The organism is Algoriphagus machipongonensis, from assembly GCF_000166275.1.
Taxonomy (GTDB): Bacteria; Bacteroidota; Bacteroidia; order Cytophagales; family Cyclobacteriaceae; genus Algoriphagus; species Algoriphagus machipongonensis.
On record NZ_CM001023.1, the window covers coordinates 3,502,080 to 3,518,971 of the forward strand.

Genomic DNA, 16,892 nt, shown 5'->3' on the forward strand with positions numbered 1-16,892 from the left:
CAATTATTCTTTCTGAAAAACCCTCACATAATCAACTTTCATTTCCTGAGGAAAAACTGTTGATCCATCTGGTGAACCCGGCCAAATACCTCCAACAGCAACATTGAAAATAAAGAACATCGGTTTATGAAATTCGTCTAAACCTGCCGGAGTAATATCGATCACATGAAATTCTTCTCCATCTAATAGCCAAACGATTTTTTCAGGATCCCAATCAATAGAGAAAACATGGTACTCGTCATTGAATTTTCCTGTAGACAATTTCGTGCTTCCACCATAATTTGCATAGCTCCCAGCATTATCCCAGTGAACAGTCCCATGAGTGGTTCGATCTCTATCATCGATGTCTCCACCAACCATTTCCATGATATCTATTTCTCCACTTTTCGGCCAACCCACAGCGTCAATATTTTCTCCCAGCATCCAAAGAGCCGGCCAGAGCCCTTGCCCTTTTGGGAGAATGGCCCGAATATCAATTCTTCCATAGGTAAATGATTTTTTTCCTTTGGTTATCAACCTAGAGGAAGAATAACTTTTTCCGCTTGTAGTTTCCCTTTTTGCAGTAATTATAAGTTTCCCATCCGCTAGTGAAGTGTTTTCTTTCTTATAATATTGAAGTTCCTGATTTCCCCAGCCACATAGATCTGGACACCCATCCCCTAGTTCAAAAATCCAATCCTCTGAAAGTGTGGTAGAGTTAAATTCATCAGCCCAAACCAAATTATATCCAGCATACGTTTCAGGGCTTTTATAACCAGCATCTGGACCTAAACCTAAAGCTTCTGCATTCATGGTCACTTTTTCTGTACTTACCACAAAATCTGAATCCGAGGAATGAGCCTGAACCACTACTGTATAATCTCCTTTTTCAGTGTACTTAAAAGTTGCTGAATTTCCATCCACTCGTTGCGGGGTTTCTCCAGACGTCCCAAAACTTATTTTAAAATAAATGGCATTGGTAGCAGAAAATGAAGCTCTTACCTCTCCGTCTCCAAGCTTTTCAACTTCAAGAACAAAATCTGTAATTGTCTTAATTTGATCATCTACCTCATCACCGCTAGAGCAGGCGAATAAAAAAAATATCCCAAGGGATAGGATGATACTCTTTTTTAAAATTTCCATCATTCAAAATTATTTTGGGCGCAGATACACTATATGATCTTAAAGCCCAAAAGAACTTAAAATGTTTAAAATCAAAAGGAAAGTTCGGGAGAAATACTTCTCCCGGATTTTTGTATCAAATAAATCATAAGTCCTATTTGACCTAATTCTGCCAAAGTCAAAACAACCAACCCTAGGATTGCACCAATCCCAGAAAAGATAAATACCCCGGAAATTATGGTAAGTGCGCCAATGACTGTTCCCATAGAAGAAAACTGTTTTTTGAACGCGAGAAAGCCCATTCCTAGGAGGATGTAACCAAAGCCAAATGAACTTATTTTCACGAGGTAATAATCAGTCATTGCAAAAGCCGAGGAGGTCAGCGCTATTAAGTCTGCAAAATACCAGATTCCACAAGCAGCTAACATGATCCAAAAACTGATTTTTAGTAATTGGTTGGATAGCAAACTACCAAGTTTTATCCAGCCAAGTCCGAAGAGGACATAGCCTCCAAATGAAAGGGTCTTTGCAATGATAAATCCGATCATTCTAAAAGAGTAATCTCCAGACACATATTCTCCTTCCATTACAATTTCAAAAATGGATGCAAAGAAATATAATATCCCTCCTGCCAAAGCTAGATATAGAAATTTCGGGATTGCGAACGATTGTTCAGAATCACTTCCTTTCCTTTCTTCCCTAATTCCAAGGGCTTCAAATAATGTCTTTACTGTATAACTTCTGGGAGTTACTTCTCCTGCTTCGATCCGCTGAATCGTGCGGACATTCAGGTTACACATTTCGACCAACTCTTCTTGAGTCAATCCTTTTGCCTTTCTCATTTCAGAGATTTTTTTTCCAAGTTCTGGTTGTTTCATTGTAAATAGTTTTTGATTAACCATGGCAATTTCTTGGATTGAATTGTGAATTAAGGCGAAATAGGCTCGGTTTTGACCCGACATTTGCCCGACATTAGCTTTAAAGGCCAATTTAACAAAAAAACATCATCAGTTTTTTTTGAGTTTCTATGCTATCAAGTTAGGAGTGGTAACACTTTTTTCAAGGCTGGGTTTCTGTTTTCCGCCTTCCATACGGCAGACAATTCAGTAAACTCCTCTGTATTTGGGATCTCCATAAATCGTACATTCAATTCATACCCTTCTTTTAAGGACGTGGGTACAATGGCCACTCCCAATCCATTTTCCACCAACTTGAAAATAGTCAAGGCATGGACGGACTTATGTTTGGTCTTTGGGGAAAATCCCGCATCTCTACAGATACCCAAAATCTGATCATAATAATGCTTGCTGTAATCACTGGAAAAAAGGATGAAATCCTCCTCTGCAAATTGCTTCAAACTTTTGAATGTGCTTTTATTGATGGGATGAGCTTGAGAAACCACAATGGAAAAAGAATCCTTCAAAACAGTCTTTTTGCTTAAGCTTTCAGGAACAATAGCCATTCTTACATAGCCCAAATCCAATCTGTCTTTTTGGATCATTTCTACTTGCATCGCATTACTTAATTCTTCAAGGCTTGTTGTAATTCCCGGCTGCACCCGATTCAATTTCTGTAATAAATCTGGTAGCACCCGATTTGCAGCAGACCCTAAAAACCCAATCCTTAACTCACCCAATTTCCCCTGCTCAATTTGCTTAAGCTGTGCTTTGGTTGTATCCAGGTGGTTCAAAACAAAATCAACTTCTCCTTTTAAAAATGCTCCTGCAGCAGTCAGCTCAACATGCTTTTGATCTCTTTCAAAAAGTCTAACCTCCAGCAATTCTTCTAATTGTTTGATCTGCCTGCTCAAGCCTGGCTGAGAAATAAATAGTTGCTCAGCTGCTTTTCTAAAATTCAATTCCTCTGCTACTGCTTTAAAATATTTCAGATGTCTTAATTCCATTGATGCTTTATAATTATCACTAATTGACAATAATAGTATCAAAAAGCATCATTAAAAAGCCGTACCTTTGAAAAAATCAAAATTCAACTTTTATGATCACCTTCAATTTTGGTCAAGACCACTTGACAGCATCGAAAGCCATCCAACTGGCACGTAAGGAAATCAAAGGGGTATTCTCTGAAGAAACCGTTCAAAAGATTGAAAAATCAGCAGCTGCAGTAGCAAAAATTGCCCAGGGAGAAAAAGCGGTTTACGGTATTAACACTGGATTTGGGCCACTTTGTACTTCTAAAATCTCCTCAAAAGACACGACTACCCTTCAAGAAAATCTTTTGAAAAGTCATGCGGTTGGAGTGGGTGAGCCTGTAGATTTAGAAATCGCAAAATTGATGATGGTTTTGAAAATCCATGCATTGGCACAAGGGTTTTCGGGAATTCGATTAGAGACCATTCAAAGGATTCATTGGATGTTGGAAAATGATTTGACTCCCTTAGTTCCCATCCAGGGTTCTGTAGGAGCCTCAGGAGATTTAGCTCCTCTCTCCCATTTATTTTTACCCTTAATTGGCTTAGGCAAAATCTGGCATCAAGGAAAGTTTGTTTCATCCTCAGAAGTATTGAAAGAGCATTCTTTGAAACCATTAACCTTAGGCCCTAAGGAAGGTCTAGCCTTAATCAATGGCACCCAATTTATGGCAGCTCATGGAATGAAAATCGTGGAAAGGCTACATAATATCCTAACGCACGCCAGTATTTCCGGAGCCATGATGATCGAAGGTTTAATGGGATCAGTTAAACCTTTTTCTGAAGAACTCCATCAGTTAAGACCATTTGTGGGAAACCAGCATGTGGCTCAAACCATATTAAACTTACTTCACGAGTCGGAGATTGTAAACTCTCATATCAATTGCGCTAGAGTCCAGGATCCATACTCTTTAAGATGTATGCCTCAGGTCCATGGTGCGAGTTGGAATGCTTGGCTTCATATCAAGGACACTTTGGAAATCGAGATAAATTCAGTCACTGATAACCCTGTTGTATTTGATGAAAACAACACGATTTCAGGTGGACATTTTCATGGACAGCCTATTGCGATGACTTTAGACTACGCCTGTCTGGCAGCTTCCGAAATTGGAAATATATCTGATAGGAGAATTTACCTTTCAATAGAAGGCGATACTCCTGGTGTTCCAAAATTATTACTCAAGGAAACAGGCCTGAATTCAGGTTTGATGATTCCACAATACACCACTGCAGCATTAGCATCAGAAAATAAAGGGTTATGCTTCCCTGCCTCAGCTGACTCTATTCCTACTTCCTTGGGGCAAGAAGACCATGTCAGCATGGGTAGTATCGGTGGTAGAAAAGCCCTTCGAGTAATCGAAAATGTGGAAAAAATCCTCGGGATTGAGATCTTCTATGCAGCTCAGGCTATGGACTACCATCAACCTATGAAGTCTGGGAAAATCATGACCGCCATTTATGAAAAAGTTAGAGAGCTAATTCCACCTGTTGTTTCAGATCGTGTTATGAATGATGATATGGAGACTGCAATTTCTTTAATCCGGTCTGGTGAACTAGTGAATCTCGCTCATGAGGTAGCGAAAAATGAAGGAACCCAATTTGAAACAGAGTGGAGTAGTATTTTTCAATATTAAAGACATAAAAAGATGCAAAACTTAACACTCATAGGGCCAGTTTCTCAGCTTTTGACCATGGATCATCTTCCTCTTCGCGGAGCAATTCAAGATGAGTCTCTGGAGATCATTAGCAATGCAGGTATTCTATTGGAAGGAGAACTTATCAAAGCTGTTGGGAATTTCAGCGAATTAAAATCAAGCCTTCCTTCAGGCACTTTTCATTTGATAGAGCTTAAGCAGGATTTTGTCATGCTTCCCGGTTTGATTGATTGCCATACCCATATTTGCTTTGGCGGTAGCCGAGCTAGGGATTTCGCCATGAGAAACGCTGGCAAATCTTATCTAGAAATTGCTGAGGCTGGTGGCGGAATTTGGGACACGGTTACTCAAACCAGGAAACTAGAAGAAAAAGAACTTTCCCAAAGAACTGCTTCCAATGCAAATAGACATTTGATGGAAGGAGTTACCACCATAGAAGTTAAAAGTGGATATGGGCTTACAGTTTCAGAAGAACTGAAAATGCTTCGAGCCATCCAGAATGCAAATACTAATACTGCTGCTGACCTTATCTCCACCTGCCTTGCAGCACATATGAAACCACGAGATTTCGACGGGTCCAATGAGGAATATTTGGAAATGGTTTCGCAAAAGCTTTTTCCAATTTTAAAGGAAGAAAACCTAAGCAATCGTATAGATTCATTTATAGAGAAAAGCGCTTTTTCAGCTTCTGAAATCGCTCCTTATTTTGAAAAGGCTAGAAAACTAGATTTTGATATCACTGTACATGCCGATCAATTTAGTACAGGTGGATCCAAGGTTGCCGTTGATTTCAATGCTCGATCTGCCGATCACCTAGAAGCCTCTGGGGAAAAAGAAATTGCTTATTTGGCTCAATCCGAAACAACTGCTGTGGCATTGCCAGGAGCATCTTTAGGATTGGGTTGCTCATTTACTCCAGCCAGAAAAATTTTAGATCAAGGGGGATCTCTGGCCATAGCAACAGACTGGAATCCCGGTTCAGCTCCAATGGGGGACTTGATCAATCAGGCTTCTATTTTGGCAACCTTCGAGAAACTCAGTTCGGCTGAAGTTTTGGCTGGCATCACATTTCGAGCTGCTCATGTACTTAACTTAATGGATAGAGGTATTCTTAAATCTGGTATGTTGGCCGATTTCATTCTTTACCCAAGCGCAAACTATCAAGATATCCTTTATCATCAAGGAAAAATGAAACCTGCTCAAGTATGGAAAAGAGGATTTAACACCTCAGAAAACAGATAATAAACTCAAACTTCAAGAGTATAAACCCATCACGTAAATCGTAAACTACTTAATTCTAGCTCTCATGACTTTCCAAGATCAAATCAAACAAGGCATTCCTTCTTCCCTCCCAGAAAAAAGAGAAAGAAATCCAGCTTTGAGTCATGCTCCAAAAAGAAAGGAAATTCTATCTGAGGATGAGGTAAAGTTAGCGCTGAGAAATGCACTTCGCTATTTCCCAAAGGAATGGCATCAGGAATTGGCTACTGAATTTCATCAGGAATTAATGAGTTATGGTAGAATCTACATGTATAGATTTATGCCAAAATACGAGCTTCAAGCGAGACCAATTGAGGAATACCCTGCAAATTCTCCAAAAGCTGCAGCCATCATGCTGATGATTCAAAACAATTTGGACCCGGCGGTAGCCCAGCATCCAGAAGAATTGATCACTTATGGAGGAAATGGGGCAGTTTTTCAGAATTGGGCGCAGTATCTTCTAGTCATGAAGTACCTATCGGAAATGACTGAGAAGCAAACACTGCACATTTATTCTGGGCATCCCATGGGACTTTTCCCTTCCTCCGAAGAGGCACCAAGAGTCATTGTCACAAATGGAATGATGATTCCTAATTACTCCAAACCGGATGATTGGGAAAAATTCAATGCACTGGGAGTGACACAATATGGTCAAATGACCGCAGGTTCGTACATGTATATTGGCCCACAAGGAATCGTTCATGGCACTACCATTACAGTCATGAATGCTTTTAGGATGAAATTAGATAAAGGACAAAGTCCAAAAGGAAAGATTTTCTTAACTGCAGGCTTGGGTGGAATGAGTGGAGCTCAGCCCAAAGCAGGAAATATTGCGAGCTGTATTACCATTTGTGCTGAGGTAAATCCTGCCGCAGCCACAAAGCGACATGAACAAGGTTGGGTGGATGAATTAATCCAAGATCTTGACGAATTAGTGCAAAGAGCAAAGCTTGCCAAGTCTAATGAGGAAACAGTATCTATTGCATTTATTGGAAATATAGTAGATGTCTGGGAGCGATTTGACAAGGAAAATATTTTCATTGAAATCGGATCTGACCAAACCTCCTTACACAACCCTTGGGCCGGAGGTTACTACCCGGTAGGGCTTTCTTTTGAGGAATCAAATCAGCTGATGGCCGAAGATCCAGAACAATTCAAGATCAAGGTTCAGGAAAGTTTGAGAAGACAAACTCAAGCCATTAATAAGCATGTGGCAAAAGGAACTTACTTTTTTGATTATGGTAATGCATTCCTTTTGGAGGCGTCTAGAGCGGGAGCTGATATAATGGCTGAAAATGGAATAGATTTCAAATACCCAAGTTATGTTCAGGATATTTTAGGCCCTATGTGCTTCGATTATGGATTTGGACCCTTTCGGTGGGTTTGCACCTCCGGAAAGCCAGAGGATTTGAAAAAATCAGACCAAATTGCAGCCGAAGTCTTGAAAGAGATTATGGTTAATTCTCCTGAATCTATCCAGCAGCAAATGCAGGATAATATTACCTGGATTGAGGAGGCTGAAAGCAACAAGCTGGTCGTAGGCTCTCAAGCAAGAATTTTATATGCAGATGCAGAAGGTCGAGCTAAAATTGCGCAAGCTTTTAATGATGCTATTCAAAAAGGCCTGATCACCAAGCCCATCGTATTAGGAAGAGATCACCATGATGTCAGTGGAACAGATTCTCCATACCGAGAAACCAGCAACATATACGATGGAAGTAAATTTACTTCAGACATGGCTATTCATAATGTCATCGGTGATAGTTTCCGGGGGGCTACTTGGGTCTCTATCCACAATGGTGGTGGTGTTGGATGGGGAGAAGTAATCAATGGTGGTTTTGGAATGGTCCTCGATGGATCGCAAGAAGCTGAAAGGAAATTAAAATCTATGCTCTTTTATGATGTAAACAACGGGATCGCAAGAAGGGCTTGGGCAAGAAATTCCGGTTCATTGGAAGCCATCAAAAGAGAGATGGAAAGAAGTCCTGAGCTCAAAGTTACCGTTCCAAATTTAGTCGATGAAGATATTCTAAAGGATCTAAATTAAATTCTTCTTATTGGAAATATTGGCCTTGAATTGAAATCATTTCAGTTCAAGGCTTTTTCATTTTATACAAATACAATTCCTAAATTAGAGTATTCACTTTTTATCAAAACTTGAGCCCATGAACTTGCACGAAAACCCAAACCCTGAACATTGGATAGGAAGAAAAGCTGACCAGCCAGAATATTGGCACCAATTTGTAAAATGTATTTCCGATTTTAAATGGGATGAGGGAGGAAGCCATAAAGTAGGAATCCTCGGTTACCCAGGTGAAGAAGGTGTGATCAGAAATCAAGGTAGACCTGGCACGAAAAAGGGACCTGAATTAATCAGAAGTTTCCTTGGAGGTATAGCTTTTCATTTACCAGAAGATAGCTCCATTCTAGATTACGGAGATATAGTAACAAATGGACAAGACCTGGAAAGTACCCAGGAATTAATTTGTGAAACAGTGAAGTCCCTATTAGACAGCAAGCATTTTCCTGTTTTACTAGGGGGTGGACATGATTTAGCATATGCCCATGGAAAAGGAATTCTTAATCACTTAAGTACTAAAAATGAAAAATTGGGAATCATTAACCTAGATGCACATTTTGACTTACGCCCCAAAGTAAAAGATAAAGGGCATTCAGGCTCTCCGTTCTCCCAGTTGTACCAAGAATTTCCAGATCAGTTTAACTATTTAGCACTGGGGATTCAACGCGCTGCAAACCCAAGGTCCTTATTTGAAACGGCGAAACAAGTGAAGGCAAATTATTTGGTCATGGAGCAATTCCGCCTACAAAATTGGGAATACATAGAAGAGCAAATCATTTGGTTTTTAGACTCTGTAAATAAGGTTTATCTCACCATAGATCTTGATGGCTTTTCATCTGCTTATGCCCCTGGAGTTTCTGCTCCCTCACCGATGGGATTCAGTCCTCAGATAGCATTTAAGGCTTTTGAATTGATCGCAAAAAGCAAAAAAATGATCTCTTTGGATATAGTAGAACTCAATCCGCTTTATGACAAAGATGACGCTACTGCAAGGCTTGCATCAAGATGTGTAGAATATATCCTACGGAAAATTTTCGAAGGGAAAACAATAACAAATCGTTAATTTATTCTTATGTAATGCATTTTTAGCAATATTATTTTTTAAGGTTGCAAAAAAATAAGCAAATTACTTCTAGAATTATCTTTTAAAACCTAACCTCTTCCGACTTTGGAGAAGTTTTTAAAATCTTTTAATTATGGAATTTGATATTAATGAAATTGCAGATCTAATTATTCTCTATGCTCCAAAGGTGCTTGGAGCTATTATCACATTAGTTATTGGTTTTTGGATTGCAGGATTACTATCCAGCAAAATCAAAAAGTCATTAGAGAAAAATAACGTAGACAAATCCTTAGCACCTTTCATCTTCTCCGTAGTCAGTATTACACTAAAAATGTTGGTGTTATTGAGTGCTGCCTCAATGTTTGGGATTGAGGTCACTTCTTTCATTGCCATCTTTAGTGCATTAGCCTTTGCTATAGGACTAGCTCTCCAAGGCAACCTAAGCCACATGGCTGCCGGTATTTTAATTTTATTTTTCAAGCCTTTCCGAGTGGGAGACTTTATTGTCACCAATGGCTATTCAGGTACAGTTAAAGAGATACAAATTTTCAACACGATCCTTACCACATTAGACAATAGGATCATCATAGTCCCTAACGGAGCTATCGCTTCGAATCCACTAGAAAATTTAACTGCCAACGCTGAAAGAAAAGTGCCAATGACATTTGGAATTAGCTATGGAGCAGATATTGATAAAGCTCGTAGTGTTATTAAAGAAGTAGCGGCCTCTTGTGAGTTCATTGACCATTCAAAGCCCATCGATATATTAGTTTCTGAGTTGGCAGATTCCTCAGTGAATTTTGCTGTTAGGCCTTGGTGTAAAACAGAAGATTTCTGGAATGTTCACTTCTTTATGCAAGAGAATATTAAGAAAGCATTTGATAAAGCAGATATCGGGATCCCATTCCCACAAAGAGATGTTCATCACTTCTACCCAGAAGGAAAAGCATCCTAATCTCTTTTTAACCATTTACAAAGAGGCTGTTTCTACCAAGATTCAGCCTCTTTTATACTTTAATATTAGAAGTTTTTTTATCCAATCTTTGAAACCAGATGCAATATTCCCTTGATAACTACCTGGTAATTTTTAGTCTCATATTTTGCATTTTCTCTTGCTCCCCTAGTCAAGAGGAGCAAGTGGGACTTACGGAAATAACTATATCAGAATCCCATATTTTACCTTTTGATGAAGCAGTTTCAGCCATCAGCTTTGTACCTCTAAAAAATAGAGAGGAGCTCCCGGTTAATTTAAACTGTAGTGTATGGGATTTAAAAATCACAAGTAAATATATCATCTATTCGACCCTCTGTAATCCAGAGGCGAAGATTCATCTTTTTGACTTAAAGGGAAATCATATAAATACGTTTGAGAAAATTGGGGGAGGTCCAGAAGAATATCAGAATATTCAGGGAGTATTTTATGAGGAAGACACCCTACATCTTTCCACAGGAAATGGTGAAATCAAACAATACCTGTTCCCCAGTTTTGATTATGCGGGCACTGTTTCTTTAGGAAAGTCCATGTTCATTCCCAATTTTGCTAAAATTTCAGGAAGCAAATGGCTTTTTTCTGCCATGTTTGATGGTGATCTGGATGAAAACAAAATGTTTAACCTCTTCAATAGTGTGGATATTACTACGCTAGAGAATAAGGAACTTTCATTGAAAGCCACTCAACTTAGCAATGAAATAAGTGAAGGAGAAATGGATAAAATCGGAAATAATTTTATTCTCAACTATGCATTTGCTGACACCTTATATACTTATGATGGAGAGGTAGTTAACCCTTATATTCGATTAGATTTTGGGGAAAGAAGCCCTACGAGCGAAGACTTAAAAATGGACTCAGAAAGTTTTGAAGCTACCATTACAAATCAGGGCATGATAATCAATATGGGCAAAATCTGGCAAACCGATTCAATAACGCATCTGAAAACTTTTGCCCTAGCAAAGAATCCTGATTTAGATTTATCCAATATCCGCACGTTCCCTATCCATGAAGTTTTTATCAATCACCGATCAAATCAAGTTGTTGCATTCCCCTCTCTGGTAGGTTGGAGCAATGGCAAGGGAGATGCAAAAGATGGATGGTTTTATGAGGTTCTCCAGACTGATGATTGGGTAAACGCATTAGATAATGGGCTATTTGGATCTTACACTTCACAACTTGAGGAAATGCTAGACGGCTTGGGTGATTTTGAAGACCCAATCCTGATCAAGTACCAAATTAACAGCGGAAATTAATCAGTAATATTTAATGACATTACCCTCGGAGTGCCTCCCATAAAACCTCCACAGGATGCTTTGCTTTCTTACCTGTTCCATCAGCTATCTGATGACGGCAAGAAGTACCCGGTGCAGCTATAATCGTATCAGATTCAGCGTTTCTAACAGCAGGAAAAAGCACCAACTCTCCTACTTGTTGGGAAACCTGGTAATGTTCTGCCTCATAGCCAAAACTCCCTGCCATTCCGCAACATCCACTCGGTATGGTTTCTACAGAATAATTTTCTGGAAGTGATAGTATTTTTTGGGTCCAAAGCATGGAAGACAATGCCTTTTGATGACAGTGCCCATGAAGTTTGATCTTTTGAGCTTTGTCAGTAAATAAGTCAGATTTGATATTACCAGCTGCAGCCTCCTGAGCTAAGAACTCATCAATTAGCTTCACATGAAATTTAAGTTTCTTTGCTGCTGGCATTAATTCAGGAGAGACTATTCGAGGGTACTCATCACGGAAACTTAAAATTGCTGAAGGCTCCAAACCAATCAGCGGAGTATTTCCATCCACCAAATTTTGAAAAATCCTGACATTTGCATCCGCGTGTTTTTTAGCTTTTGGCAAAAGCCCTTTGGAAAGTGCCGAACGACCACTTTCATGGTGATCTACAACCTTCACTTCATACCCTAACTTCTTAAGCAAAGAAATTGTCTTGATTCCGATATGGGTATCATTGTGATTGGTAAATTCATCGACAAAAAAGTAGACCGATTTGATCGTTTGACTAGGGCCTGGAAGTAATGTGTAATTCTTATTATACCAATTCCTCAAGCTTTGAGAGCTTATTTCAGGAAGATTCCTTTCTGGTGCTACCCCCAAAATTGACTTCATTATTCCTCCTGTCACTCCGTTATTCAAAAAGAAATTTGCAATACCGGGCATCAAAGAACCGAATCCATTAAGCTCATTGATGTAGGCAAAAGCCTTAGACCTAAGAGGGGTACCGTTAACTTTTTGATACTGAAATAAGAATTCAGCTTTCATACTTGCCATGTCCACATTGGATGGGCATTCAGAAGTACAGCCTTTACAGGAAAGACACAAATCCATGGCTTCTTTGATTTCTGGATGGTTAAAGGCATTTTCCTTTTTATCCATGGTCAAAAATTCACGGAGTGTATTGGCTCTACCCCTTGTGGTATCTTTCTCATTCTTTGTCGCCATGTAACTTGGGCACATAGTACCACCTGAACCAGGAAGTTTTCTACAATCACCCGATCCATTACATTTTTCTGCCATTCGGAGAATCCCACCTACAGCTGAAAAATCCAAGGCAGTTGGATGAACCGGAGTTTCTACATCTGGCTCATACCGCAAGAATTTATTCATTGGAGCGGCATCCACAATTTTGCCTGGGTTGAAGATATTTGATGGATCCCAAGTGAATTTAATCCTTCGGAATAGCTCATAATTTTTCTCCCCTACCATTAATGGGATAAAAGCTGCACGGACACGCCCATCTCCATGTTCACCGGAAAGTGAACCCTGATATTTCTTAACCAATTCGGCAGAAGATTTGGATATCTGATAAAATGCCTCCACATCCTTGGACTTTTTCAAATCCAAAATTGGACGCAAGTGGATTTCTCCGGCACCAGCATGAGCATAGTGCACGGGCTTTTGCTGAAAACCAACCATCATTTCATCAAACTCATCTATGTAATCTGCCAAGTCAGCGATATCAACCGCCGTATCTTCTATACAGGCAACAGCTTTTGCATCTCCGGGAATATTTGCCAAAAGACCTAGCCCTGCAGAACGTAAAGCCCAAGCTGCGGATACCATAGAAGGTTCGATAATTGGATAAGCATACCCAATTCCGGAATTTTCAAAATCCTGAACCAAGGCCTCCCCTTTTTTAGTTGCTTCCTCCAGAGTTTTTCCTCTAAACTCAACCATCAAAATGGCCTCAGGATCTCCCTCTACGAAATAACGGTTTTTGCTGTACTCGATGCTTTCTTTGGTACAATCCAAAATGATTTTATCCATCAATTCCACTGCGGTAGCAGGATGCTTCATGGCAGTTTGAGATGCTACCATGCTTTGATGGATGGATTCAAAATGAGCTGCAACGACTATCTCAATAGGATCTGGTAAGGGATCCAGACTGATTTTTATTTCAGTTGTAAAAGCTAATGTTCCTTCAGAGCCAGATAGAAGTTTACAGAAATTGAATTTCTCCTCCCCTTCAAAAACTTCAGATTTTAACAATTCATCTACTGCATAACCCGTATTTCTTCTATGAATTGATTTTTTGGGAAATTGAGCGTGAATCTCTTCTCTAGCTTCTTCATCACTTAACTCCTCCAATACTCTTCTATAAATATCCCCCTCAAGTGATTGCAATTTTGTTTTCTTCTCAAACTCTTCCTTAGAAAGTGCCTCAAACTTTACTGGATTTCCATCACTCAAAATCGTATGGAGAGAAATCACTTTATCACGCGTCACTCCATAAACAATGGAAGTGGTACCTGATGAGTTATTACCTACCATTCCACCAATCATCGCTCGGCTTGCAGTAGACGTAATTGGACTAAAGAAAAGTCCATGGGGTTTAAGGTATCTATTGAGTTCATCCCTTACTACGCCAGGTTGTACCCTCACCCATCGTTCTTCCACATTCAATTCCAATATTTGGGTGAAATGCTTTGAGACATCTACCACAATCCCATTTCCAACACATTGCCCGGAAAGTGAGGTTCCGGCAGTTCTGGGAATTAGGGAAGTTTGATTCTCAGATGCAAACTGAATCAGTTTCTGAATATCAGCTTCGGTTTTTGGGAAAGCTACCGCCAGCGGCATCTCCCGGTAAACAGAAGCGTCAGTAGCATATAGGGTTTTTGTTAGGGTATCGAACTGAAGTGTTCCCTCCAATTTGATAGATAAATCCTGTAGTAAAGGCAATAGGTTTGAACTCATGCTCAAAAATAACTTTCCTAGTCAGATTTAAGAAACATGACAGAGGAAAGAATTTGATTTGGCAAGGAAATAATTCCTCCAAGGATAAATTCATAAAACGATCATTTTCCAGTGAATTTGAAAATTGAGGCATTCCACCCTTTCTTTGCAGGAAATACCAATCGATCTACATGTTTTTCTACCTATCCCAGTTTTTAAGTTTTTTAGCTATGCCCCTGACTATTGTCATCATTCTTATTGTCATGGGAGCAGTTTACATCAAAAGAAAATGGGGAAAGAAAAGTCTTTGGGCAGGCATCATTTTACTTTGGTTTTTCTCCAACCAATTTATTTCGAATCAGGCCATGCTTGCCTGGGAACCTGATTTCAAAGAATTTTCAGAGATTAAAAACCATGAAATCGGAATAGTTTTAACTGGTGTGACCAACTTAAGCAAAACTGCTTATGATAGAACTTTTTTTAATAAAGGAGCGGATAGAATCACACATGCGCTACAATTGTATAGGATGGGGAAAATCAAAAAGATTTTGATCACAGGAGGACAAGGACTAAATCCTGTCAATCCTCAATCTGAAGCTGAATTACTACAGCGCTTTCTGATCATGACAGGAGTTCCTCCCGAAGATGTGATGATTGAGGATAAGGCAAAAAATACCGCTCAGAATGCGCAGTTCACCAAGACTTTTTTAGAAGAAAAAGGAATTAATATAGATCAGGAGTTTCTCTTGATCACCTCAGCATTTCATATGTATAGATCTAAGGGTTGCTTTGATAAGGTTGGCTTGAAGACAGAAACCTTTCCCACGGATTATTACAGTTATGACACCAAATACGACTTCCCTACTTTTATGTATCCAAGTCCGTCTTCTATTGAAAATTGGCATAAACTCGTTAAAGAGTGGATTGGGATAACCGTATATAAATTGGTTGGATACATCTAAGCCAACTATTGAACCAATAAGGTTTCTTTTATTCCTAAAGCTAATTTTTCATCGACTCCTGCCAGCTTTGCAAATTCAAGCCAACGACTGACAGTCGATTTTACTTGTTTTATTTTTTCCTCCGGCTTTTTGATATTCATGTTTTTGGCGATGAGCAAAAAGTCCTCATCTGATATATTTTCGCGTTTACCATTGACAGATAAAGATTGCGAACTCACCCAAAGACTTCCAGGTCGATAAGCATGGCAAATATCATAGGCTGGTGAAAGCCTCCATTTTCCATCTTGATCCATTAAAAAAGCAAAATTCTTAGTATGGTCATCACAATTTCTCGCCAGCACGTTGAAAAGCATTCGGATATACATTTGTTCTGCTTCAGGATAACTTAGCCTGAGCATTCTCATTGTTTCAAAGACTTGCTCATAGCTATAATCCCCTACCTGGTTGAAGTCAAAATGCCTTAGCCCACATAGACTTTGCATGTGGATTTTATCTCCATTTTCCTTCCGGTCAAATCTTTTAGTCATAAAGTGAGCACGCCCATTTTCTTCCAACAACCGGCATTCGCTCATCTCCACCCCTGCCTCTAAAGCCATGAGATAATATGCCATTTCCACTCTTCCATATCCTACTGTCGCTCCAAATTGGGAATCATGAACTCCATCAAACTTGATAATCCAATAGGAGAATCCTTTTGGCGCTTTTACTTGCCCGCTTTTTACTGCTCCAGTAGACGGGTTATACGCAATGACAGCCTTTGCTCTTGCTCCACCTGCAGAAGTACCAATTTTCAGGATGTCTGACAAAGCCGATTGTTCTTCTGTATCGAGGTTTGACTGAAAGTCAAGCCTCGAGTTTAGGATTTTCCCCGCAATCCCGACGAGGCTTTCTATTTCCACAGAACTGGCCCTTACTAACTCTTTTCGCAAAGAAGGTCTGATCTCCAATGCTCCAACTCCCCGCTTTCCAATAAAACAAAGCTGCTCCACGGGGTTAAGACTGTCGCTTGCTCGCCCATTTTGCACGAGCCATGCATTGATCAATTGATTTCCATACTTGTCAGGTAGCATATCTGCCAATAAGCCCGGAAGTCCTTGGAAAGTGTTGTAAGCATCCCCTCTCGATTTCCTTAACTCCGGGAATTGAAAAATCTTCCTTCCCTGTGACAAAGGCATTTTTACAGGAGAAATATCTAAGCCGGTTCGAAGAAACTCCCGATCATATTCAAAGCTTGCCAATTGATCCTGCTCATCCCATAAAATAGCCCCGGCCAATTGATCCCAAATCCATATTTCTGCTGCTACTACCATTCGGAAGGAGGATTATCAGCTGCCAAATCTGAATTACGAACCCGCTGTCGATCCTGCTTCTTTTGAAGCTTGATGTACTCCATCGGGCTCACCGTGTTTTTCAACTCAAAAGCCTCTAACCACTGCAACTGATCCAAAACTCGGAGCACTTGAATCAAAGTGATGAGATTAACTTTCTCTCCTCGCTCCAAAAGACTGAGGGTAGATCTGCTAATCCCTGCCTCCGTAGAAAGCTGCTCCTGTGATTTTTGCTGAGCGATGCGCTCTGCCTTAACAAAGGCGCCGATCTTATCAAGAATCTGTATGTCACTTAAACTATTATAATGCATGAGATATCATTCTTTATATACAAAAA

13 protein-coding genes are annotated in these 16,892 nt (G+C 39.7%); 7 read left to right on the plus strand and 6 right to left on the minus strand.

Annotated elements, in window-relative coordinates; all coding sequences use genetic code 11:
- Window positions 1-3: 3 nt before the first annotated feature.
- The 3 genes from ALPR1_RS14695 to ALPR1_RS14705 all read right to left on the minus strand — a co-directional run bounded on the left by ALPR1_RS14695 (window position 4) and on the right by ALPR1_RS14705 (window position 3,004).
- A complete protein-coding gene (locus ALPR1_RS14695) occupies window positions 4-1,125 on the minus strand; it encodes a glycoside hydrolase family 16 protein (protein WP_008201847.1) in 1,122 nt (373 codons plus the stop codon).
- Between the two features lie 68 nt (window positions 1,126-1,193).
- A complete protein-coding gene (locus ALPR1_RS20415) occupies window positions 1,194-1,979 on the minus strand; it encodes a helix-turn-helix domain-containing protein (RefSeq protein WP_161599236.1) in 786 nt (261 codons plus the stop codon).
- A 155-nt stretch (window positions 1,980-2,134) separates the two neighbouring features.
- Window positions 2,135-3,004, minus strand: coding sequence for a LysR family transcriptional regulator (locus ALPR1_RS14705; RefSeq protein WP_008201849.1), 870 nt, complete (start codon window positions 3,002-3,004; stop codon window positions 2,135-2,137).
- A 92-nt stretch (window positions 3,005-3,096) separates the two neighbouring features.
- On the opposite strand from ALPR1_RS14705, the gene hutH reads away from it, so the two are divergent.
- The 6 genes from hutH (at window position 3,097) to ALPR1_RS14735 (ending at window position 11,330) form a co-directional block, all read left to right on the plus strand.
- Complete coding sequence (gene hutH, locus ALPR1_RS14710; RefSeq protein WP_008201850.1) at window positions 3,097-4,662, plus strand: histidine ammonia-lyase; 1,566 nt, start codon at window positions 3,097-3,099, stop codon at window positions 4,660-4,662.
- A 12-nt stretch (window positions 4,663-4,674) separates the two neighbouring features.
- Window positions 4,675-5,925 (plus strand): imidazolonepropionase, encoded by a 1,251-nt coding sequence (hutI, locus tag ALPR1_RS14715; protein ID WP_008201851.1) that lies wholly within the window; start codon window positions 4,675-4,677, stop codon window positions 5,923-5,925.
- Window positions 5,926-5,989: 64 nt separating this feature from the next.
- Window positions 5,990-7,990 carry a urocanate hydratase gene (locus ALPR1_RS14720; RefSeq protein WP_008201852.1) on the plus strand — a complete coding sequence of 667 codons (2,001 nt, stop codon included), beginning with the start codon at window positions 5,990-5,992 and terminating at the stop codon, window positions 7,988-7,990.
- Between the two features lie 118 nt (window positions 7,991-8,108).
- Window positions 8,109-9,086 (plus strand): formimidoylglutamase, encoded by a 978-nt coding sequence (hutG, locus tag ALPR1_RS14725; protein ID WP_008201853.1) that lies wholly within the window; start codon window positions 8,109-8,111, stop codon window positions 9,084-9,086.
- A gap of 133 nt (window positions 9,087-9,219) precedes the next feature.
- Window positions 9,220-10,041: a mechanosensitive ion channel family protein gene (locus ALPR1_RS14730; protein ID WP_008201854.1), complete on the plus strand. Its 822-nt coding sequence runs from the start codon at window positions 9,220-9,222 to the stop codon at window positions 10,039-10,041.
- A 98-nt stretch (window positions 10,042-10,139) separates the two neighbouring features.
- Window positions 10,140-11,330, plus strand: a complete 1,191-nt coding sequence (locus ALPR1_RS14735; RefSeq protein ID WP_008201855.1) for a 6-bladed beta-propeller — start codon at window positions 10,140-10,142, stop codon at window positions 11,328-11,330.
- A 19-nt stretch (window positions 11,331-11,349) separates the two neighbouring features.
- Here the strand turns inward: ALPR1_RS14735 and ALPR1_RS14740 are convergent, their stop codons facing one another.
- Window positions 11,350-14,286, minus strand: a complete 2,937-nt coding sequence (locus ALPR1_RS14740) for an FAD-binding and (Fe-S)-binding domain-containing protein (protein ID WP_040302882.1) — start codon at window positions 14,284-14,286, stop codon at window positions 11,350-11,352.
- A 170-nt stretch (window positions 14,287-14,456) separates the two neighbouring features.
- Between ALPR1_RS14740 and ALPR1_RS14745 the strand changes: the two genes are divergently transcribed.
- Window positions 14,457-15,227, plus strand: coding sequence for a YdcF family protein (locus tag ALPR1_RS14745; protein ID WP_008201859.1), 771 nt, complete (start codon window positions 14,457-14,459; stop codon window positions 15,225-15,227).
- A 5-nt stretch (window positions 15,228-15,232) separates the two neighbouring features.
- Here the strand turns inward: ALPR1_RS14745 and ALPR1_RS14750 are convergent, their stop codons facing one another.
- A complete protein-coding gene (locus ALPR1_RS14750) occupies window positions 15,233-16,537 on the minus strand; it encodes a type II toxin-antitoxin system HipA family toxin (protein WP_008201861.1) in 1,305 nt (434 codons plus the stop codon).
- Window positions 16,531-16,866, minus strand: coding sequence for a helix-turn-helix domain-containing protein (locus ALPR1_RS14755; protein WP_008201862.1), 336 nt, complete (start codon window positions 16,864-16,866; stop codon window positions 16,531-16,533). Before ALPR1_RS14755 ends, ALPR1_RS14750 begins: the two co-directional genes overlap by 7 nt.
- Between the last annotated feature and the right edge of the window lie 26 nt (window positions 16,867-16,892).

What these genes read in the sequence shown, in the direction of transcription:
- hutI (WP_008201851.1), top strand. Translation starts at nt 4,675, where the DNA reads ATGCAAAACTTAACACTCATAGGGCCAGTTTCTCAGCTTTTGACCATG.
- ALPR1_RS14705 (WP_008201849.1), bottom strand. Translation starts at nt 3,004, where the DNA reads ATGGAATTAAGACATCTGAAATATTTTAAAGCAGTAGCAGAGGAATTG.
- hutH (WP_008201850.1), top strand. Translation starts at nt 3,097, where the DNA reads ATGATCACCTTCAATTTTGGTCAAGACCACTTGACAGCATCGAAAGCC.
- ALPR1_RS14695 (WP_008201847.1), bottom strand. Translation starts at nt 1,125, where the DNA reads ATGATGGAAATTTTAAAAAAGAGTATCATCCTATCCCTTGGGATATTT.
- hutG (WP_008201853.1), top strand. Translation starts at nt 8,109, where the DNA reads ATGAACTTGCACGAAAACCCAAACCCTGAACATTGGATAGGAAGAAAA.
- ALPR1_RS14740 (WP_040302882.1), bottom strand. Translation starts at nt 14,286, where the DNA reads ATGAGTTCAAACCTATTGCCTTTACTACAGGATTTATCTATCAAATTG.
- ALPR1_RS20415 (WP_161599236.1), bottom strand. Translation starts at nt 1,979, where the DNA reads ATGAAACAACCAGAACTTGGAAAAAAAATCTCTGAAATGAGAAAGGCA.
- ALPR1_RS14730 (WP_008201854.1), top strand. Translation starts at nt 9,220, where the DNA reads ATGGAATTTGATATTAATGAAATTGCAGATCTAATTATTCTCTATGCT.
- ALPR1_RS14745 (WP_008201859.1), top strand. Translation starts at nt 14,457, where the DNA reads ATGTTTTTCTACCTATCCCAGTTTTTAAGTTTTTTAGCTATGCCCCTG.
- ALPR1_RS14750 (WP_008201861.1), bottom strand. Translation starts at nt 16,537, where the DNA reads ATGGTAGTAGCAGCAGAAATATGGATTTGGGATCAATTGGCCGGGGCT.
- ALPR1_RS14755 (WP_008201862.1), bottom strand. Translation starts at nt 16,866, where the DNA reads ATGCATTATAATAGTTTAAGTGACATACAGATTCTTGATAAGATCGGC.
- ALPR1_RS14735 (WP_008201855.1), top strand. Translation starts at nt 10,140, where the DNA reads ATGCAATATTCCCTTGATAACTACCTGGTAATTTTTAGTCTCATATTT.
- ALPR1_RS14720 (WP_008201852.1), top strand. Translation starts at nt 5,990, where the DNA reads ATGACTTTCCAAGATCAAATCAAACAAGGCATTCCTTCTTCCCTCCCA.